This window comes from Pleomorphomonas sp. PLEO (assembly GCF_041320595.1).
Taxonomy (GTDB): Bacteria; Pseudomonadota; Alphaproteobacteria; order Rhizobiales; family Pleomorphomonadaceae; genus Pleomorphomonas.
The window spans coordinates 1,164,267-1,183,915 of record NZ_CP166625.1; the positions used below are offsets into that span (position 1 = coordinate 1,164,267).

At 63.5% G+C, this 19,649-nt stretch carries 21 protein-coding genes; 11 read left to right on the forward strand and 10 right to left on the reverse strand.

Going from position 1 to position 19,649, the window contains the following annotated elements:
• Nucleotides 1–103 precede the first annotated feature (103 nt).
• Nucleotides 104–1,000: an RNA polymerase sigma factor RpoH gene (rpoH, locus tag AB6N07_RS05110; RefSeq protein WP_370676730.1), complete on the forward strand. Its 897-nt coding sequence runs from the start codon at nt 104–106 to the stop codon at nt 998–1,000.
• Nucleotides 1,001–1,247: 247 nt separating this feature from the next.
• Nucleotides 1,248–1,475: a 50S ribosomal protein L31 gene (gene rpmE, locus AB6N07_RS05115; protein ID WP_370676731.1), complete on the forward strand. Its 228-nt coding sequence runs from the start codon at nt 1,248–1,250 to the stop codon at nt 1,473–1,475.
• Nucleotides 1,476–1,709: 234 nt separating this feature from the next.
• Here the strand turns inward: rpmE and AB6N07_RS05120 are convergent, their stop codons facing one another.
• Together AB6N07_RS05120 and AB6N07_RS05125 are read right to left on the reverse strand one after the other, a co-directional pair.
• Nucleotides 1,710–2,243: a DUF1465 family protein gene (locus AB6N07_RS05120; RefSeq protein WP_370676732.1), complete on the reverse strand. Its 534-nt coding sequence runs from the start codon at nt 2,241–2,243 to the stop codon at nt 1,710–1,712.
• A gap of 451 nt (nt 2,244–2,694) precedes the next feature.
• Complete coding sequence (locus tag AB6N07_RS05125) at nt 2,695–2,886, reverse strand: DUF1192 domain-containing protein (protein WP_370676733.1); 192 nt, start codon at nt 2,884–2,886, stop codon at nt 2,695–2,697.
• Between the two features lie 205 nt (nt 2,887–3,091).
• Here AB6N07_RS05125 and AB6N07_RS05130 point away from each other — a divergent pair, with 205 nt between their 5' ends.
• The 3 genes from AB6N07_RS05130 to AB6N07_RS05140 all read left to right on the forward strand — a co-directional run bounded on the left by AB6N07_RS05130 (nt 3,092) and on the right by AB6N07_RS05140 (nt 5,435).
• Nucleotides 3,092–3,385, forward strand: coding sequence for a hypothetical protein (locus AB6N07_RS05130; RefSeq protein ID WP_370676734.1), 294 nt, complete (start codon nt 3,092–3,094; stop codon nt 3,383–3,385).
• 221 nt (nt 3,386–3,606) lie between these two features.
• Nucleotides 3,607–4,605: an NAD(P)H-quinone oxidoreductase gene (locus tag AB6N07_RS05135; protein ID WP_370676735.1), complete on the forward strand. Its 999-nt coding sequence runs from the start codon at nt 3,607–3,609 to the stop codon at nt 4,603–4,605.
• A 134-nt stretch (nt 4,606–4,739) separates the two neighbouring features.
• The gene (locus tag AB6N07_RS05140; protein WP_370676736.1) at nt 4,740–5,435 is read left to right on the forward strand and encodes a DUF1013 domain-containing protein; all 696 of its coding nucleotides are present in this window, start codon (nt 4,740–4,742) and stop codon (nt 5,433–5,435) included.
• Nucleotides 5,436–5,498: 63 nt separating this feature from the next.
• Here AB6N07_RS05140 and AB6N07_RS05145 read toward each other — a convergent pair whose 3' ends face one another.
• Nucleotides 5,499–6,491 carry a hypothetical protein gene (locus AB6N07_RS05145; RefSeq protein WP_370676737.1) on the reverse strand — a complete coding sequence of 331 codons (993 nt, stop codon included), beginning with the start codon at nt 6,489–6,491 and terminating at the stop codon, nt 5,499–5,501.
• Nucleotides 6,492–6,790: 299 nt separating this feature from the next.
• On the opposite strand from AB6N07_RS05145, the gene AB6N07_RS05150 reads away from it, so the two are divergent.
• A complete protein-coding gene (locus tag AB6N07_RS05150; protein WP_370676738.1) occupies nt 6,791–6,973 on the forward strand; it encodes a YdcH family protein in 183 nt (60 codons plus the stop codon).
• An 85-nt stretch (nt 6,974–7,058) separates the two neighbouring features.
• Here the strand turns inward: AB6N07_RS05150 and AB6N07_RS05155 are convergent, their stop codons facing one another.
• A complete protein-coding gene (locus AB6N07_RS05155; RefSeq protein ID WP_370676739.1) occupies nt 7,059–8,252 on the reverse strand; it encodes an OpgC family protein in 1,194 nt (397 codons plus the stop codon).
• Nucleotides 8,253–8,372: 120 nt separating this feature from the next.
• Complete coding sequence (locus AB6N07_RS05160) at nt 8,373–9,170, reverse strand: sulfite exporter TauE/SafE family protein (RefSeq protein ID WP_370676740.1); 798 nt, start codon at nt 9,168–9,170, stop codon at nt 8,373–8,375.
• A gap of 500 nt (nt 9,171–9,670) precedes the next feature.
• Between AB6N07_RS05160 and AB6N07_RS05165 the strand changes: the two genes are divergently transcribed.
• The 3 genes from AB6N07_RS05165 (at nt 9,671) to AB6N07_RS05175 (ending at nt 11,657) form a co-directional block, all read left to right on the forward strand.
• A complete protein-coding gene (locus AB6N07_RS05165; protein ID WP_370676741.1) occupies nt 9,671–9,883 on the forward strand; it encodes a YdcH family protein in 213 nt (70 codons plus the stop codon).
• 207 nt (nt 9,884–10,090) lie between these two features.
• Nucleotides 10,091–10,585, forward strand: a complete 495-nt coding sequence (gene purE / locus AB6N07_RS05170; protein ID WP_370676742.1) for a 5-(carboxyamino)imidazole ribonucleotide mutase — start codon at nt 10,091–10,093, stop codon at nt 10,583–10,585.
• Nucleotides 10,575–11,657: a 5-(carboxyamino)imidazole ribonucleotide synthase gene (locus AB6N07_RS05175; RefSeq protein ID WP_370676743.1), complete on the forward strand. Its 1,083-nt coding sequence runs from the start codon at nt 10,575–10,577 to the stop codon at nt 11,655–11,657. The genes purE and AB6N07_RS05175 overlap by 11 nt, the downstream gene beginning before the upstream one ends.
• A 2-nt stretch (nt 11,658–11,659) precedes the next feature.
• On the opposite strand, the gene AB6N07_RS05180 is transcribed toward AB6N07_RS05175, so the two are convergent.
• Nucleotides 11,660–12,469, reverse strand: a complete 810-nt coding sequence (locus tag AB6N07_RS05180; protein ID WP_370676744.1) for a class II glutamine amidotransferase — start codon at nt 12,467–12,469, stop codon at nt 11,660–11,662.
• A gap of 400 nt (nt 12,470–12,869) precedes the next feature.
• On the opposite strand from AB6N07_RS05180, the gene rpsU reads away from it, so the two are divergent.
• Together rpsU and AB6N07_RS05190 are read left to right on the forward strand one after the other, a co-directional pair.
• On the forward strand, nt 12,870–13,097 hold the full coding sequence (rpsU, locus tag AB6N07_RS05185; RefSeq protein ID WP_370676745.1) for a 30S ribosomal protein S21: 228 nt from the start codon (nt 12,870–12,872) through the stop codon (nt 13,095–13,097).
• A 206-nt stretch (nt 13,098–13,303) separates the two neighbouring features.
• Entirely contained in the window at nt 13,304–14,146 is an 843-nt protein-coding gene (locus tag AB6N07_RS05190; RefSeq protein WP_370676746.1) for a tetratricopeptide repeat protein, read from the forward strand.
• Between the two features lie 170 nt (nt 14,147–14,316).
• Here the strand turns inward: AB6N07_RS05190 and ftsH are convergent, their stop codons facing one another.
• From ftsH to pal, 4 genes are all read right to left on the reverse strand, one after another.
• Complete coding sequence (ftsH, locus tag AB6N07_RS05195; protein ID WP_370676747.1) at nt 14,317–16,239, reverse strand: ATP-dependent zinc metalloprotease FtsH; 1,923 nt, start codon at nt 16,237–16,239, stop codon at nt 14,317–14,319.
• 81 nt (nt 16,240–16,320) lie between these two features.
• The gene (gene tilS / locus AB6N07_RS05200; protein WP_370676748.1) at nt 16,321–17,628 is read right to left on the reverse strand and encodes a tRNA lysidine(34) synthetase TilS; all 1,308 of its coding nucleotides are present in this window, start codon (nt 17,626–17,628) and stop codon (nt 16,321–16,323) included.
• Between the two features lies 1 nt (nt 17,629).
• On the reverse strand, nt 17,630–18,775 hold the full coding sequence (ybgF, locus tag AB6N07_RS05205; RefSeq protein ID WP_370676749.1) for a tol-pal system protein YbgF: 1,146 nt from the start codon (nt 18,773–18,775) through the stop codon (nt 17,630–17,632).
• 287 nt (nt 18,776–19,062) lie between these two features.
• Nucleotides 19,063–19,569: a peptidoglycan-associated lipoprotein Pal gene (gene pal, locus AB6N07_RS05210; protein ID WP_370676750.1), complete on the reverse strand. Its 507-nt coding sequence runs from the start codon at nt 19,567–19,569 to the stop codon at nt 19,063–19,065.
• Between the last annotated feature and the right edge of the window lie 80 nt (nt 19,570–19,649).

Consider the following 19,649-nt stretch of genomic DNA (forward strand, 5'->3'; position numbering starts at 1 on the left):
GATCGTCCCTATATTCGATTTTCGGTGCGCTTGCGTGGCAAGGCGCCGGAGGGGATGCCGTGTCCGTCCGGGAGCGGTCCCGCGAACGAAAGGGGGGTGCTCAATGGCCCGTACCACATTGCCGATGATCGCCGCGGGAGAAGGTGGCCTTAGCCGCTATCTCGACGAGATTCGTCGCTTTCCGATGCTTGAGCCGCAGGAAGAATACATGCTGGCCAAGCGCTATGCGGATTACGGTGATCGTGACGCCGCCCAGAAGCTCGTAACCTCGCACCTGCGCCTCGTTGCCAAGATTGCCATGGGCTATCGCGGCTATGGCCTGCCGATCGGCGAGGTCATTTCCGAAGGCAACGTCGGCCTGATGCAGGCGGTCAAGCGCTTCGAACCCGACAAGGGCTTCCGTCTCGCCACCTATGCCATGTGGTGGATCAAGGCGGCGATCCAGGAATATATTCTGCGGTCTTGGTCGCTGGTCAAAATGGGTACGACGGCCAACCAGAAGCGTCTGTTCTTCAACCTGCGCAAGGCCAAGAGCCAGTTGCAGGCGCTGGGCGACGGCGACCTCAAGCCCGATCAGGTCGATGCGATCGCCACCAAGCTCGGCGTGACCAAGGAAGACGTCGTTTCCATGAACCGGCGTTTGTCCGGTGATGCCTCGCTCAATTCGCCGCTGCGTTCGGACAGCGAAAGTGGCGAGTGGCAGGATTGGCTGGTCGACGACCGCGACAGCCAGGAAACAGTGCTGGCCGAGACCGAGGAGCTCGATCAGCGCCGGGCCATGCTGAAGCGGGCGCTCGGCGTGCTCAACGAGCGCGAGCGCCGTATTTTCGAGGCGCGCCGTCTCGCCGAGGACCCGATGACACTGGAAGATCTTTCCACCGAGTTCGGCGTCAGTCGCGAACGCGTCCGCCAGATCGAAGTGCGCGCCTTCGAGAAGGTGCAGGAAGCGATGAAAGCCATGGCTCGCGAGCAGTTGCCGACCCTCGTCGACGCCGACTGAGGGTAAGCGCCGGAAACCGGCGCGAAAAGCGCCTGCTCGCCTCCTGAGCGCTTGTTCGCGTCGAGCCTTTGCGCTATAGAGGCGCCCGACCGGGCCATGCGGTGGACCGGAGACGAGCCGCCCGAGAAGTTCCTCGGGGCGGCTCGTTCCTCTGATGAGCCGCTGCAAGGCCGATATCCAACACCGGGCGCCCCGACAAGGCCGGCGTCTCTGATGCGTCCAAGCGACGCCGGAAAGGACCGAGAAGATGAAAGAGGGCATTCATCCCGACTATCACGAGATCAAGGTCATCATGACCGATGGCACCGAGTTCATTACCCGTTCGTGCTATGGCGCGAAGGATGCGAAGCTCAATCTCGACATCGATCCGAAGGTGCATCCGGCCTGGACCGGCGGCACGCAGCAGCTGTTGGACCGCGGTGGCCGTCTGTCGCGCTTCAATTCCAAGTTCGGTGGTCTCTTCGCCGCCAAGTAAGGTTTGGCGAAGACTCAGATATGAAAAACCCCGGCGAGTGCTGCTCGCCGGGGTTTTTGTTTTGAGTGACGAAGGGCGGCTGCGAAACGGTGGCCTTTGGCCGGCTCCCCCACCAACGAACCTCCAGAAATGCTTAGAGCGCTTCCGGTGAAAACATGTTCTCCGGAAGCGCTCCATGTCTTTGTTCTCAAGCAATTTCTGGCGCAGAACCGCGATGCGCTTTGCTGGAATGGATCAGCTGTCGATGCGGCGGGCACCGAAGGCGCTGGCCAGGCGGTCGAGGTCGCGGGCGACGAGGTTGGCGGTTGGCTCGGCGGCGACTTCGTAGGCTGCCTTGTCCATGTGGACGATGCGCTCGTGCAGGCGGTCGGTGCGTTCGATGATCGAGCGAAGCGTCGCCGGCAGCTCGCTCCATAGCGGGCCGGACATCACCGGCGACTGGAAGTCGAGACGGACCTTGTTCTTCTCGCTACGGGCCTGCTCGGAGGACATCTCGCCCTCGTTGACGGCGCGCTGCATGAGAAGCCAGGAAGCGATCTGCATCAGCCGAGTGGTGAGGCGCATCGACTCGGTGGAATAAGTCAACGTGGCAGCGCGGCCGAGAGCGCGGCTCTCGGTGCGACCGTCGCCATCGAGATAGCCGGCGGTCTCCTCGACCAGCGCCATGCCCTCGCGGAACAGCTCACGGAACAGCTCCGAATTGAGCGCGCGCGCACCGAAGGCAATGGCCTCCGTGCCGGAATAGGACTTGCCGGAAAAATCACTCATCACGCCACCTCTGCACCAGACGCTCGGACGATTGGCCCGGACCGTTCCGCCGCCCATGAGTTGGACCGTGGAGACGCCGCCGCAAAGAAAAAGCTGACGAATGTCGCCGCTCTTCCCCGCAATCCCCAGAAGGAGACAAAATCGCATCCCTTTCCGGAACACTTGCCCGACTTTGCGATCAAGGTCGCAACCGGCATGCCAGAGACAGCTTAGGCCATCCCAGACATGAACAAAAGGTTAACGCAAAGCGGTGGGAGAGTCTCGGCAAATCCGAGTGATCAAAAAAGAAGGCCGCCATGGGCGGCCCTTATTAAGTTAAACAGGGAGGCGTCAAAAGAGTGACAAGAGCCACTCGCGATCCAACCGTGCGGATCACCTTTTTGATAAACGAAACTGGTAAATAGATCCTTACCAATGAATATATTTCGATGGATTCCATTCGCCATGCGCCTCAGAACTTGAACAAGGAGTCGGCGGCGCTGCGGACATTATCCTTAAGGCGCAGGGCGTCTTCGATCCGGTGGATCTCTTCCTGCAGGAGGTCGATGCGTGCGCGAAGTTCGGCAACGGACAGGCGTGAGAGATCCTGGCCAACGACATGGGCGGGCGGTGGCGGCTGAGGCCGATCGTCATCGGTGGTCATCGGGCTTTCTCCTCATTATGGCACAGGAAAGTGAAGGCTCGCTTGCCCGGCGTGTCAAGTCGGCGAAGAGATGGTATCGCAACTGCCACAACGAGGCAGCTCCCGCATGGTGAATTGCTCCGCCTGAGCCAGGGGCTTGTTTCACCGGTGCGGCAACATGCAGAGGGTGCCGCTCCGCGTGGACCTTCGTGCTCCGGAGTCCCGAATGACCCTGACCATTGTCTCCACTAAGGATCGCCCCGATCTTGCCTTGACCACCGGTACGTGGCGGTGGGAGGCATTTTTCAGCGCGGACGATGTTCCGCTGGCGGATGTGCTCGCCTTGGATGTCGATTGCGCGCGTAGCCGGGATCTGATGCCCACAGTCCTAGTGATGATCGAGGACCGGCGACCTGTCGGCATGGTGGCACTGTGCCTTGATGACCTCGAAGGTCGCCCCGAGCTCAATCCTTGGCTGGCAGGTCTCTATGTCGCTCCAGGGAATCGCGGAAAAGGCTAAGGTCTGTGCCTGGTTGCCGAACTTGAAACTCTTGCCCGCACCTCGCGCATTCCTCGCCTTTCCCTGTACACCACCGGTGCCGAGGGCCTTTATGCCAGGGCGGGGTGGAAGACGATCGAGACCTTCGAGAAACGTGGCCAATTGTTCTCGATCATGCAAAAGCATCTCTAGCTGTTGCTTGGCGGAAGGCGTCCACATTTCATTTCATGGAGACCCAAGACATGGCCACGCTACCCACCGATATGCTGGCGATCGAAATCAGCCATCCCGGCGGACCGGAGGTTTTGAAGCCGGCACGGCGACCCGTGCCTTCGTTGACTGCCGATAGCGTGCTCATTGCCGTTGAGGCGGCTGGCGTCAATCGTCCGGACGCGTTGCAGCGGCAGGGGGCTTATGCGCCACCGCCCGGCGCATCCGATATTCCCGGTCTGGAGGTGGCGGGTACCATTGCCGCCGTGGGTTCGCAGGTGCGTGGACTTGCGGTCGGCGACAAGGTGACCGCGCTGGTCGCCGGTGGCGGTTATGCCCAGTATTGCGCTGCGCCGGCCGGAAGCTGTTTACCCTGGCCCGACGGCTATGACGCCGTGCGGGCAGCGGCGTTGCCGGAGACATTTTTCACCGTCTGGTCCAACGTGTTCGACCGGGGGCGGCTCCAGGCTGGCGAGAGTTTCCTCGTCCATGGTGGTACGTCGGGCATCGGGACCGTGGCAATCCAACTGGCTCGCGCTTTTGGCGCACGCGTATTTGCCACCGCCGGCAGCCCGGACAAGTGCGATGCCTGCCGACGGCTTGGTGCCGAGATCGCCGTCGACTATCGCAAGGAGGACTTCGTCGCAGTGCTCAAGACTGCCACCGAGGGGCGGGGCGTCGACGTGATCCTGGATATGGTGGGCGGTGATTATGTCGACCGGAACTATGAGCTTGCCGCCGTGGATGGGCGCATCGTGCAAATTGCCTTTCTCGGCGGGGCCAAGACCATGGCCAATTTTGCCAATCTGATGCAGAAGCGGCTCGTCCATACCGGGTCGACGTTGCGGCCGCGCGAAGCGGCCTTCAAAACGGCGATCGCCTCGTCGCTTGCCGACAAGGTATGGCCCCTTCTTGCCGCTGGCTCCGTCGCACCAGTGATCGACCAAGTGATGCCTTTGGAACAGGCGGCTGAGGCGCACGCCCGCCTTGAGGCGGATCACGTGGGCAAGATCGTGCTGACATCAGGCTGAAGCCCCGATTTCCCGGCCCATTGCGATTGCGGAACACCAGTGTGATCTGTATATAGGGTGCATTCCCCAGTCATCGTGATACGAGACGGAGGGCCGCCAGCGAGAGCCGGTGGACCAGCGAAGAGGATTTATCGATGTCGACCCCGTTGATGCCCAAGGCAACCGCCGTCTGGCTGGTCGAGAACACGGCTCTGTCGTTCGACCAGATCGCCGCCTTCTGCAAGCTGCATGCCCTCGAGGTCAAAGCCATCGCCGATGGCGAGGCGGCCCAGGGCATCAAAGGTCTCGATCCGATCCTGACCGGCCAGCTCAGCCGTGACGATATCGAGAGAGCCGAGAGGGATGGTTCGATCCGCCTGAAGTTGCTCGATCCGAAGGTGCGCGTTCCCGAGGCCAAACGCCGTGGTCCGCGCTATACGCCGGTGTCGCGCCGTCAGGACAGGCCGAACGCCATTCTCTGGCTGGTGCGTAACCATCCCGAGCTCAAGGATGCGCAGATCATGCGCCTCGTTGGCACGACCAAGACGACGATCGCCCAGATCCGCGACCGTACCCACTGGAACTCGGCCAACCTGACGCCGTCCGATCCGGTGACGCTCGGCCTCTGCTCGCAGATCGAGCTGGACATGGAAGTGGAGAAGGCGGGCAAGGTGTCGCCGGAAAAGGTGCTGACGCAGACGCTGCTGCCGGTCGAGGAGACGACGTCGCCCGACGCGCTCACCGGCTTCCGCGCCCCGTCGCGCCACGAAGAGGAACTCGACGCCGAGGCGGTGTTCGCCAAGCTCAACGCGCTCTCCGGTCCGAAGCCCGACGAGGACGACGATCTCTGATTATCGCGCAAGCGTTGCAATGGCGGCCGTCCTTGGGGGCGGCCGTTTTCGTTAGGGAAAGACTCACGGCGGCGAGAAGCGGACACCGGGAAAGATCGAGGCGATCCATTTGCGGTGCGGTGACACGCGGCAGAACCAGGACGTCTCGCCATAGGTCGCTTCGCCGGTGCCATTGGAGTTGACGCCGACCAGCAGCCAGCCGGCCTTGGTCTTCATCCACGCAGAGCCGCCGCTGTCGCCGGAGCCGAGCAGGCCAACCAGCGGTGTGGCCGGCCGGTTGGAGCCGCCGAGCGAATTGTCGATCGATCCGTCTTCCTTGGGCAGAAATACACCGAGCTCGTTGCCGGCCTCCTCGCCATCCACCGGTGGACGTACCAATTCCTCCCAGCTGTCGACGACGCCTTGGGCCGCTGCCTTGTCGGACCCTTCGTAATACTCGTCCTTCTCACCGGACGAGCCGATACCGCGGCTGCCGTAGCCGACGAAGGTGATCAGCTTTCCCGCTTCGCCCGCCCCCGTGTAAAGCACCGGTTGCGGCCCGGCATCGTCGATCTCGTCCTCGAGACGGAGGATGGTCAGATCGTAGCCGGCGCGGATATTGGGGTCGCCGTCCCATTCGGGCAGGACCCAGACGCGGTCGATGCCGAGTGTGTCACCGTCGGGCGTGCGCACGACATACTGGTCGGTGGTGGGTGGAAAGTCGAAAATGTGGGCGGCCGACAGGATATAGGCATGGCCATCCCTGTTGCCCAGCCAGGTTCCTGAGGCCTCGCCCCAGGCCTCGCCGTCGCTCGACAGCGCCAGTACCGCGCGGAACTGTGGTTCGGCGGCAAGTCGCAAAGCCGCGCCGAACCCACCGCCCTCGTTGCCCGGTTCGCCGCCTTCCTTGGCCCAGGTGGAGTCGAGAATGACGACAGCCTCGGCCGGCACGGCGGCAATGACCAGCCCAGTGGTGACAAGCAAGGCGAAAGCTTTCCCGGCGCGCATGTTCACCTCATAGCGGGTGACGCGACGACGCGCGGCAGCCCCATGCTGCCTGTCCATATCAGCGAACATTTGGTGATTGGTTGACGGGTTACTTCAAAGCCAGCCCGCTGCTGACAGAGTAGCCGCATGTCGCATTCGACTTTGGACTAAGCGAACGCGAAGTTGATGGGCACTTGGTGAGACCTTGGTCGATACGGCAACAAATGGGAACATATGTAGCTATCACGCGCAATTATACACAAAGATTACGCAGCAACGCGCAATTTATTAACAGCCCGAGACGCCTTGAAAGGCGGGCCCATCGACTTCATATCAAAATTGTGACACGATCACTGTGTTGAGGCTTAGCCCACAGCAAGGAGGCCCGAATGTCTGTTCAGTCGCATATTGCAGAACTTGAACGCCGTCACGCCGCTCTAGAGCGTGAACTCGACGAGGCTAGACAGCATCCGAGTACGGACGGCACGACACTGCGCGAATTGAAGCGGCAAAAACTGGCCCTGAAGGACGAGATCGTCAAGCTATCTACCGACGAGAAGGTCCTGCACTAAGGACAATGCGGTTCGGAATACCTTAATCCCGCAAACGCCACGGCCTCTGGTCCGTGGCGTTTTGCTTTAGTGAAGAGCTACCGCTTCAAGCGGTCACCGTGTCCTTGCCGGCGGCGGTTGCCGTGTCTTTTTCGCTAGCCACCGGGACCCTGCTCGGAACGGCCTTAGCCTTCGCCTTGCTGGCATTGCCAAGATAATCGAGGAAATAGGCAAGCGCCGCTTGGGCGGCGATGCCGACGGCGATGAAGGCGATCTGTTCGGCTGGACCGGGCTGATCGGTGAACAGCACCACTTGGCCCACCACCGACAAGGCCGTTCCCAGCCAGAACACCGGCAGGGAATTGCGGCCGATGCGCGACAGCACGCCTTCGGGCGAAAAGCGACCCAGCCAGCCCATGATCGGCCGGCTATGGCCGATGACGTAGGCCAGCGATAGGATGTGGAGGAGGCGAGGCAGCGCCACCCAAGGCTTCTCGTTGATCTGGAAGTTGACGGGCAACCAACTGACGGTGGGAATGCTGCCGTAGAGATTGAAGCGGTGATAAATGCAGGCGGCGACCAGGTAGGCGAGCGCCAGCCACCAGAGCGGCCGATAGAAGGGCACTGGCGTTTCCCCGCGCAACACGCGGACGCCGATAAAAAAGCCGACGCCGAAGATCAGCTGCCAGGTGAACGGATTGAAGAACCAGCCGCCGCTGCTCGGATAGCTCGGCATATTGAGGCCGAAGATTTGGGCGGCGGCGTAAATGGCGATGGACGTCGCCAGCATGGCGCCGAGGCCGAAATATCGGGCCACCGCCATCAGCACGGGCAGGAAAATCAACAGGCAGACATAGAGCGGCAGAATGTTGTGGTAGCCGATCTGCTGGGTCATCAGGGGAATGCCGATGAGGGCCTTGGTCGGCTCGGCATAGATGGCGTCGATGTTGAGCGGCGTGTTGAGAATGGGCATGCCCCACCGCTGAAGCGCAAAGCAGAAAATGCCAAGACCGACCATCAGGGAGGCGATGTGGGCGACATAAAGCACCACGACGCGCTTGGCGATCTTGGCGAGCGGCAAGGCTATGGCCCCGGCATTAAAGCGGGGAAAGTAGGCGAAGGCCGAGGCAACGCCGGCCAGCAGCACGAAAGCCTCGGCGGAATCGGACAGGCCGAAGTTCTTATGGGTGAAAGGCTCGAGAACGTTGCCGGGAATGTGGTTGATGAAGATCGACAGAAGCGCCAGGGCGCGGAGGACGTCGATACGGTGATCGCGTTTGCCGAGAGGCTTGATATTCATCTATTTTCTCCCTTCTCGGGCGCCCCTTTCGGGCTTTCTGGAAACCAAGTTCCGACGGAAAACGTAAGCTCCGACCTCGGCGAAGACGCGGCGGAAGTGTGGCCCAACGGCACTAACGCGTCAGAAGCCAAAAAGATGCATCGCGCCGTCATAAATTAATTTGAGGCCGACGGCGCACACCGAGATCGTCAGGATTCGGTAGAAAAGCCGCTGGTCGATCCCCTTCACCAGCTTCACGCCGACATAGGTCGAGCCAACGGTCAACGGCGCCAGAATGGCGGACATGAGCAGATTTTCGGTGGTGAATTGGCCGAGCAGCGCGTAGGGGATGACCTTCATCATGTTGAGCACGCCGAAGAAGATGGCCGAGGTGCCGGCGAACAGCATGGGACTGAGTCGCATTGGCTGGACATAGGTCTGAAAGGGCGGACCGCCGGCATGGGCGACGAAGGACGTGTAGCCGGTGAGCGTGCCCCAGACCGCCGCGCCCAGGGCCGACTTTCCGGTCGGCGCCGGTTCACCGATCGCCGTGCCGGCCGCGACCTTGCGTGCGTGTGCCCGCTCGAGGAAATAGATGCGGGCGACAAAGGCGATGGCGAGGACGCCGACGACGAGGCGGAGCGCATCATCCGAGACGTAGCGAGCGGTCGCCCAGCCGAATAGCGTGCCGAGCACAGCGGCGGGCATCAGATGCCAGATGAGATCGGCGCTGAAATGCCGCCGGTACGACCACATGGCCACCACGTCCGAGATCAGAAGGATCGGCAGCATCAGGCCGGCGGCGCGGACCGGCGAGACCACGAGCGCAAGGATCGGCACCGCCGCCAGGCCGAAGGCAGCTCCGAGCCCACCTTTCGACAGGCCGGTGAGGATAACGGCTGGGATGGCGGCGAGGTAGAACAAGGGGTCGTCGATCATTGCGTCGTCACCTATTCCAGCGCGGAAAAGCGACAGGTTCGCATGGTCGCAGCCGGCTTGTATCGATTCGGAGCCCAGGTACGGACCATGCGTCGCATGGGGCGGGCCGCCGGCTTGCAACCGGTCATGGGTGGTCCGAGAAAGGTCATATTGCCCGTGCGCACCCTTCACGGCGGGCACGGGAACCATCGTTGTTAGACACATTCGATGAGGCCGGCAAGGTAGAGAAACGCCGACTATCCGGTCTTCCGCCCCAAAATGCGGGATAATGGCTGTGAGCTGGCTAAGTTTGCCGCCCCGTCGTCTCTTGAGGGGAGAGGGACGACGGCTGAGCTCGCCGTGGTCAAAAACGCTGCCGGGCGAGCAAAGGTCGGACGGGGTCGCTCTCGAAAGGCGGGGGCTTTCCCGCCGAGGGCCATGAAAAGGCGGCGCGGATCTGCTAGACTGTGACAAATGTCGGCGCGTGGTCGCCGGCGGGGACGAGGCGAAGGGTTTGCTGGATGACCGGGCAGGAAGAAGCCAATGAGCAGGTGCAGCTGGAACTGGCGCGGCTCCGCCAGGAGCACCGAGATCTCGACGCCGCCATCGATGCGATGGTGTTGCTCGGCACCGCCGATTCCATCCAGATCCAGCGCCTCAAGAAACGCAAGCTTGTGCTGAAGGACCGGATACAGCAACTCGAGGATCAAACGGTTCCCGACATCATTGCCTGACGATTGCCTGATGCGGGCGAATGTCGAAGATGAGCGGTGGATTCCCGTCCTTTGATAGCCCGCTGAGATGCGCGGAGATGTCGCAACGCCAGAAGGGGCGCGACAGGGCCTTGCTTTCTGGCGGGAGATTTGCGCCCGAGGCTTGCCAGAGCTCGTTATTTCCCCTACCGCCATGGGCACCACGACGCGAGCCGGGGATTTCCTGAGATGACCGATAAACCGCTTGTCGCCATCATCATGGGCAGCCAGTCCGACTGGTCGACCATGAAGTACGCCGCCGACACGCTGGACACGTTGGACGTGCCGCACAGGGCGATGATCGTTTCCGCCCACCGTACACCCGATCGCATGGTTGCCTTTGCCAAGGGCGCGCGCGCCGAGGGTTTCAAGGTGATCATCGCCGGTGCCGGTGGGGCGGCCCACTTGCCCGGCATGGTGGCGGCGCTGACGCCCCTGCCGGTGCTCGGCGTTCCCGTCGAGAGCCACGCCCTCAAGGGGCAGGACAGTCTTCTCTCCATCGTGCAGATGCCTGGCGGCGTCCCGGTGGGTACGTTGGCCATTGGCAAGGCCGGCGCCATCAACGCCGCTCTGCTCGCCGCTGCCGTTCTGGCGTTGTCGGACGCTGCACTGGCCACTCGGCTCGATGATTTCCGCGCCCGTCAGACGGCGGCCGTTGCCGAGGAACCGGTCAATGACGCCTGAAATGCTTCCTCCCGGTTCGGTCATTGGCATGTTGGGTGGTGGTCAACTCGGCCGCATGATGGCGCTCGCCGCCGCCCGGCTCGGCCTTTCGGTCCACGTTTATTGTCCCGATCCCGAGAGCCCGGCTTTCGACGTCGCCAAGGCGCATACGATCGCCGCTTATGACGACGAGGCAGCGCTTGCCGCCTTTGCCGATCGTTGCGATGTCGTCAGCTACGAGTTCGAGAATGTGCCGGCCCGCGCCGCCGAGGTGATCGCCGAGCGGACCCTGCTGAGGCCCGGCGCGCTGGCGCTCGCCACTTCGCAGGATCGGCTCGTCGAGAAGACATTCCTGCGCGAGGCCGGCGCCGAGGTGGCGGCTTTCGCACCGATCGACCGGGTGGCCGATATCGACGCGGCAATCGCCGTGACCGGCTTGCCGGCCATCGTCAAGACGCGCCGCTTCGGCTATGACGGCAAGGGGCAGCGCAAGGTGGAGAGCCGGGAGTCGCTTGCCGCCGCGGTAACCGAACTCGGCGGCGGCGACCTGATCCTCGAAGCGCTCGTTCCCTTCGCTCTGGAAGTCTCGGCCATCGTGGTACGCGGTGCCGACGGCGCCACCGCCGTCTACGACATCGGCGAAAACTCGCATGCCAACCATATCTTGAAGGAAACCCGCGTGCCGGCGCGAATCAGCGCTGACACGGCTAGGGCCGCGGCGACGCTCGGTCGCCGCATCGCCGATGCGCTCGACTATGTCGGCGTACTCGGCGTCGAGTTGTTCGTGGTGCGCGACGACAAAGGCGAGCGGTTCGTCGTCAACGAAATCGCGCCGCGCGTTCATAACTCCGGCCACTGGACGGAAGATGGCGCGGTGACCTCGCAGTTCGAGAACCACGTGCGGGCGATCGCCGGCTGGCCGATCGGTTCGGTGGCGACCATTGCGCCGACGGTGATGGAAAACTTGATTGGCGCCGAGGCCGACGCCTGGGCGACGATCACCGCCGATCCCAGGGCGCGGCTCCACCTTTATGGTAAGGCCGAGAGCCGCCCCGGCCGCAAGATGGGGCACGTCAACCGGGTGGGTGTCTGACCTCAGGCGATGGCGACGCGAGCCGCGACCCGGCGGTCGAGTTCCACCTCGAAGCTGTCGAGGCGGACGTGGCCGCCCGGCTCCACCGTCAAAACCGTGTTGGGCGCAACGGCGGTCCACTGATCGTGGGCGGCGTCGATCGGCTCGGACACCACGGTGATGCCGTCGTCGCCGTGCCGCCAGTAGAGGCTGGGCGGCTTGTCGTCGGATGAATAGCGGAAGGCGTGCAGGTTCCTGCCGTCGGAGAGCGCGGCGGTGAGCCGCAACGGTTCGTCGACGCCGGCATCGATCATGGCCCGCCGCGTCTCGACGAGCACCGACTGCATGGCGGCGATCGGGTCGGCGTCGAGGTCGTCGGCGTCGAGCAGCAGGAACAACACCTCGGAATCGGTGGCGCCGCAGCGCTCATGATAGCGGGCATCGGACAGGCGCGCCTCAAGACGGCGGCGGATCCGGTCCCAACCACCGACCTGGCCGTTATGCATGAACATCCAGCGCCCGCTGGCAAAAGGGTGGCAATTGACGCGGGTGGTCGGCGTGCCGGTGGAGGCGCGCACGTGTGCGAAGAACAGCGATGATGAAATCTGATGCGTGAGGCTCTTCAGATTGTCGTCATTCCAGGCAGGCATGGCGTCGCGGAACAGTCCCGGTTCTTCCCAGGCGCCGTACCAGCCGAGGCCGAACCCGTCGCCGTTGGTCGCCGCGAGGCATTCAGTCGCCGACTGGCTCTGATGGACCAACGAATGGCAGGGCTTGGAAACCAAGGTATCCAGGAAGATCGGACGACCGGAATATGCGAGCCAACGACACATGGTAAGGGCGATCCCAACGCGGACGCTTCAATTCAGAGCGGGGCAGCAGTGCTGACCCGATTCCATCTTCGCAAATCTCATGCCGACCATCTTGGCGAAAATGCGTTAACCACGACCTACTGGCCTCATAAGGCGGCTCAGTTGTGGCTTCGAGGTTGCGCCTGCGACAGCGGGTCGGCAGGCCGGCGCATTTTCCGCTCTGTCCCGCCGATCTATAGTGGACAGGCTCCCGGCGATTTGCTAGAGAACCACCACTCTTGCGGTGCCTTGGCGCGCTGCGGCGGGAATGTGTCGTTCCCGCGAGATTGGAATCATCATGTCGCCTGAGACGCGAAGCCGCGGGTGTGTCTGCCCCCCGGCCATGTGGGTTTCACGGTGACCGACCACGGGAAGAACAGGCGTGCAGGTACTCGTTCGCGACAACAACGTCGACCAGGCTCTCAAGGCGCTGAAGAAGAAGATGCAGCGCGAAGGCATTTTCCGCGAGATGAAGCTGCGCGGCCATTACGAGAAGCCGTCAGAGAAGAGGGCCCGTGAAAAGGCCGAAGCGGTACGCCGTTCGCGCAAGCTGGCTCGCAAGCGGGCCCAGCGCGAGGGTCTGGTGTCGGTCAAGGCCCGCACCCACTAATATACGGGCTCCGTCGCCCGATGCTGTTTGTCGAAGTCGAGGGACGGTCACGCGAGTCGACCGTCTCTTTTGTTATGTCCGCTTTCTAAAGTTGGCTAGGGGTGGCACAAATGAGCTGCCAACTGGTTATATTGTGCGGACGACAGCGCCGAGCAAGGGTGCCCGCCGGTCCGGCTTGTCCGGTAACGCCTGAAAGGGATGGATTGATGCGGTTCATTGCGACGTCTTCGGCTCTTCGCGGTCTTACGGGTGCTCTCGCCCTCGGCCTTCTGGCTTCCGCCTGCACGACGTCCGGCCCGACGAACGAGCCAAGCTGGGTTATCGACGCCAGCGCTGGTTCGACAGCTAATATCGGTTCACTGACGGCGGCGATCCAGCGCGATCCCCAGAACCCTGTGAACTACAATGTGCGCGGCTCGGCTTACGGCCAAGCCGGTCAGTTTCAGGCTGCGCTTGCCGACTTCACCATGGCGATCCAGCTTAATCCCGGTTTCTCACAGGCCTTTAACAACCGCGCCCTGATCTATCGCCAGCTCGATCAGCCTCAGGCGGCGCTCGCCGATTACAATCAGGCGATCACACTCAACGCGGCCTACCAGCCAGCTTATCTTGGTCGCGGTATCCTCTATCGCCAGTCCGGCCAGTTGGACCTCGCCATGGCTGATTTCGATCAGGCGGTGACGCTCAATACGTCGGATGCCAAGGCCTATTACAACAGGGCGCTGATCTACCAGAGCCGCGGCAATCATATCCGGGCCATCGCCGATCTCGATGCCGCTATCGCTCTCGACGCCAATGCCTCCGAGCCCTACAATGCGCGTGGCCTCAGCCGCCTGCAGGTCGGCAAGAACAAGGACGCGTTGCAGGATTTCGCGGCGGCCGTCAACCGCAACAAGCAGTCGGCCGAATTCTGGACCAACCTCGGTATCGCCCAGATCCGGACTGGCGACGCGCAGCGCGGTCGCGATTCCATCAACCGCGCCATGGTGCTGAAGCCCGGCTATGGCCCGGCCCGCGACGCGTTGCAGTCGGCGGCGGCGCAGGGCTGACGCCCGACAAAGTTTCCTGGTCGAAAGGTCACGGTCGCCGGTTTCGGCGGCCGTTTTGCTTTCAGAGGGCCGGTGTCAGACCAAGGCAATGGCGAGCTAAAGAGAAAGGCGCCGGAACTTTGCGTTCAGGCGCCTTTCAATTTCATACGCGGTTTTGTCGTCCGGCTCGATCAGGCCGTCGGCTGTGGCGCGGCGCCGTCGGGCTCTTCGCCCTTGGGACGCGGCTTGGTGGTCGGAACCGCCGATCCGCGCGGTGGCGTCGTGTCGTCGAAGGTGGTGCGCACTGGCGGGTGGCCGGCCATGATGCCGCGCAGTTCCTCGCCGGTCAGCGTTTCGAACTCCAGCAGCGCTTCGGCGATGGCGACGAACTTGTCGTGGTTCTCGGTGATGATGCGGCGGGCGTTCTGCTCGCCTTCCTCAATGTACCGGCGAACTTCCTCGTCGATCAGCTTGGCGGTCTCGTCGGCCATGTTGGTCGACTGGCTCACCGAGTGGCCGAGGAACACTTCCTGCTCGTTGGGGCGATAGCGAACGCGGCCGAGCTTCTCGCTCATACCCCATTCCATCACCATCGAACGGGCGAGGCTGGTGGCCATCTGGATGTCGCCGGCAGCGCCGGTAGTCACCTTTTCCGGGCCGAAGGTCTGGATTTCCGCCTCGCGGCCGCCGAACAGCATGGTCAGGCGGGCCACCGCCTTCTCGTAGGTCCAGTTGTAACGGTCGCTTTCGGGCAGGGTCATCACCATGCCGAGCGAGCGTCCGCGCGGAATGATGGTCGCCTTGTGGATCGGGTCGATGGTCTTGTCGAGGATCAGCGCGATGACGGCATGGCCGGCCTCGTGATAGGCGGTGTTGCGCTTCTCTTCCGGCGTCATGGCCAGCGACTTGCGCTCGGCGCCCATCATCACCTTGTCCTTGGCGTCCTCGAATTCGGCCATGGTGACGATGCGCTTGTTACGGCGGGCCGCAAGCAGCGCGCCCTCGTTGACCAGGTTCATCAGGTCGGCGCCGGAGAAGCCGGGCGTACCGCGAGCCAGCACCTTGAGGTCGACGTCGGGCGCCATCGGCACCTTGCGCACATGCACCTTCAGGATCTTCTCGCGGCCGTTGACGTCGGGATTCGGCACGGTGATCTGACGGTCGAACCGGCCGGGGCGCAACAGCGCCGGGTCCAGCACGTCCGGACGGTTGGTGGCGGCGATGATGATGACGCCTTCGTTCTGTTCGAAGCCGTCCATCTCGACCAGCAACTGGTTCAGCGTCTGCTCGCGCTCGTCGTTGCCACCGCCGAGGCCGGCGCCACGATGACGGCCGACTGCGTCGATTTCGTCGATGAAGATGATGCACGGGGCATTCTTCTTGGCCTGCTCGAACATGTCGCGGACACGCGAGGCGCCAACGCCGACGAACATCTCGACGAAGTCCGAACCGGAAATGGTGAAGAAAGGCACGTTGGCCTCGCCGGCGACGGCGCGGGCGGTCAGCGTCTTACCGGTACCCGGGGGGCCGACCAGCAGCACGCCGCGCGGAATGCGGCCGCCGAGCCGCTGGAATTTCTGCGGGTCGCGCAGGAATTCGACGACCTCTTGGAGATCCTCCTTGGCCTCGTCGATGCCGGCGACGTCCTCGAATGTGACGCGGCCATGCGCTTCGGTCAGCAATTTGGCTTTGGACTTGCCAAAGCCCATCGCCTTGCCGCCGGCTCCTCCCTGCATCTGGCGCATGAAGAAGATCCACAGGCCGAGCAGGATCAGCATCGGCAGCCAGTTGAGCAGCGTGCCGATCAGCGAAATGCTCTCGGTGGGCGGGCGAGCGACGATGGTGACGCCGGCCTTGGTCAGCTCTCCGATGTAATCGGCATTATAAGGCGCGTAGCTCTGGAAGGCCGAACCGTTCTGCAGGTGACCCGATATCGTCTGGTTGACGATGGTCACGTCGCGCACGGCGCCCTGATCGACGTTCTTGAGGAACTCCGAAAAAGCCACGTCGTTGCCGGGCTGGCGAGTATCCGAGCCCTGGAACAGCTGGAACAGCGCGACCAGCAGCAACAGAATAATGACCCAGAGTGCGAAATTGCGGAAATTTGCGTTCATCGTCGACCTTTGAAGCGCATCGCGCGATGCGGGAGGGGCGGGCGAGTGGGTCCGGCCTTCATCACCCTAGCCCATGTCGGGTTAAGATAGGTTGTCGGTGCCGCCTTGCCAAGCCACGGGCCGGCAATCGTCGCTTGCGGCGGACGATTCCTGGTCGATTGGACGAATTACGGTCGCCAATCCGGTTGGCAGGTCCCCGCCATCGACCGCGCTGACGGCGGGAAGACTGGCAATCGCGGCGGCGGGCATGTCGCCTTTTCGCTCTGCAGAGCCGCGCGGACCGATGACGAGGTGGTGGCCGTCCGCGCCGGAGATCGAGACCACAAAGCGGCCATCCCAGGGATAATCGCCGTCGGCGTCGACGATGACCTCCGGAAAGCCGGTACGTCCGGCCTCGGCATAGAGCCATAAGCGATCACTGCGAAGATGCAGCACGACGCCGGCCATGGTGGCGCGTCGCGGGGCCGCGTCGGCACGGAACGCCGCATGCCAATTCTCCGGGGCGTCGGCGCGTGGTGGATAGTTCGACGAACGGATGGCGCGGATTAGTCGGACGAGAAGGCGGAGCCCGATCTCGTCGGGCGCGGCGGCGAGCGCTGCCGTCTCGACCGACCAGACGCCGTCGTGATTGATGGCGGCCCGGCGAACAAGATCGTCGGTGAATGATCGTAGTGCCACCTCGGCGCGGGCCATGCGCTGGGCCGTGCCGGCCAGGCGGTCGGCGGTAAGACCGAGGTCGGCGAGGGCGGGCAAGGCCTTGCGAATGCGGACGCGGGTGTAGCGATCCGACGCATTGGAGGGATCGGTGATGTAGGAGACGCCGGCTTGCTGGAGTACGGCGAGGAGATCGGTCTTGGCGACGCCGAGGAGCGGGCGCAGAAAGCGGATTCCGTCGATCATGCGTTCTGTTGGAATGCCGGCGAGGCCGGCGACGCCTGAACCACGCGCCAGATGCATCAGCAGAGTTTCGGCCTGATCGTCGCGGGTATGGGCAAGAAGGACGGCATCCAGCCGGCGCCTGTGGGCGGCTTCGACGAGGAGGCGATAGCGGGCGACGCGCGCTTCGGCCTGAATGTCACTTGTCGGCGGCGGTCCCTCATGATGCCAGACGAGCTTTTCGGCCGGGTGGCCGAGACGCTTGGCGAGGTCAACGACGGTGTCGGCTTCTTGCGAGGCTTCCGGGCGAAGCCCATGATCGACGGTCAGCACGCAAACATTTGGGGCGGCCGGACTTTCGCGCTGCCAGAGATCGAACAGCACGAGCAGCGCCGTCGAATCGGGGCCGCCTGAGACGGCGATGCCGACGCGGCAAAGGCCGGCGAGCGGAGAAAACAGGCGGTCGCGCAGCTTCGCCATGGGGAGATCGGGCGAGGCGGACCAGTCGTTCATATCAGCTGCAGCCGAGCTTCTGCTTCTGCGTGGCGACACGCGTCACAAGGCCAGACTGGGCCTTGGGGAATTTCTTGCCCAATTCGCCATAGGTGGCGCAGGCGGCGCTGGTCTCGCCAAGGCCTTCGAGCGACAGGCCCAGTTTGAACAGGCTGTCGGGTGCCTTCTGGCTGGTCGGATGGTTCTTGTAGGTAGCGAGGTAGGAGGTGGCGGCGTCGCGATATTGATGGCGCGAGAAATAGCTCTCGCCGAGCCAGTACTGGGCATCGGCGGCGCGTGCGTCGCCGGGAAAATCGGTGAGGAATTTCTTGAAGCCGTTTTCCGCCGCCGCGTAATCGCCGTTGAGAATCGATGAATAGGCGCGGTCGTAGTCGGCGCCAGGGTCGACGGCGGCCGGCGCCACCGAGGCCATCTGCTGTGGCGACGCGGGGCCGCTATTGGCGCCAGGAGGCGGCGCCAGCGTACCGGCGGCCGCGAGATCCTGGCTGGCGGCGGCCGCGAGGCCGCCGGAGTTAGTGATGTCGGTATTGCTCGGTCCCAAGTCTCCGCGGGCAATCGCCGACAGGTCGAGAGGCCCGCCGACGGCGCTTGCCGAGGGGGCGGCGGTATCCGCCGCCATGGTGCCAGGAAGGGTGCCGAGCGGGGCAGGGGGCGTGCCAAGCGGGGCGCTCCCAGCCGCTTGGCTGGGGGCCACCGCTCCGGGCGCGTCGATGGCAAAGCCAGCCGGCAGCGGGCCACCTTCGCCGACCGAGTCCATCGGTGCCTCGGCGGTGGATGTTGCCGCGTTGCCGGCGGAGGGCGCTGTCGACGGAGCAACCTCCGACCGCTTCTGTCCCTTGCCGCCTTCGAGCTGTTGCAGGCGGAACTGGTTGTCCTCCTGGGCGCGCTTCAACATGAGCTGAAGCTGCTCGATCTGATGTGTCAGCTCGTCGATGCGGCCGTTGAGGGTGCGCACCTGCTGTTCCATGTTGTCGATGCGAACCGCTTGCTGCGCCGCGTCCTGCTGGCCGATGGCCGGTGGTGTCGGATCGGAGCCGAACAAGCCGGCCGAGGCGGGGGCGGCGGTGAGCAAAGCCGTGCCCAGCGCGGCGACGGCCAGCGCGGCGAAACGGAAGCGGCTCGGTGGGCGGAAAAGGCGGCTGGTCATCAACGCGAGTATCCCAGACAAATCTAGCGGCGTCTTTCCTTACGGCCGGTGGTCCGCCAGCCGGAGGACGCCTTCATCGAAGACAGGACCATGATGCCGCCACGGGCGCAACCCCTGGGGATGGCGACGGACGGACTTTCGGACACCGCGGTGGTTGCTTTGGTCCCTCATCACGGACTAAAGCGCCGGACTTCGGCGGCATTGCGGCCGTCAAACGAAAATCCCGGACTCCACGAGGGATTCCGGGATGATCGTGCCTGGGGTGTGGCAGCGGCGACGGACGGAGACTAGCCGCCCGTGTTCAGCACGGTGACGGCGCGGCGGTTCTGCGCCCAGCAGCTGTCCTGATCGCAGAGCGCGACCGGGCGTTCCTTGCCGTAGGAGATGGTCTTGATACGGACGCTGGTGACGCCGCGGGCAACCAGGAAGTCCTGGGCTGCCTTGGCACGACGAGCGCCGAGGGCGAGGTTGTATTCGCGCGTGCCGCGCTCGTCGGCGTGGCCTTCGACGGTGACCGTGTAGCGCGGGTAGAGCGCCAGCCACTGAGCCTGACGGCCGAGGACGGTCTGGGCCTCGGTGTTGAGCGAGGTCGAGTCGGTGTCGAAGAAAACGCGGTCGCCGACGTTCACCACGAAGTCCTGGGCGCTGCCGGGCGTCGCGGCGCCTGCACCGCCCGCTCCACCGGCGAGCTGGCCGTCGAGTTCGCTCGGGCTTTTCGCGCAAGCGGCGGCGAGGAGGGCAAGGCCGAGAGCAAGTGCTCCACGGCGGCTGAAAATTCTGGTCGATGTCGTCATGATACCGGTAATCCTCGAATACGTTCTGACCGGATGTTTCGAGAGTCTTGGTAAACGGCTTTGGTTAAGCCCGCGTTCAA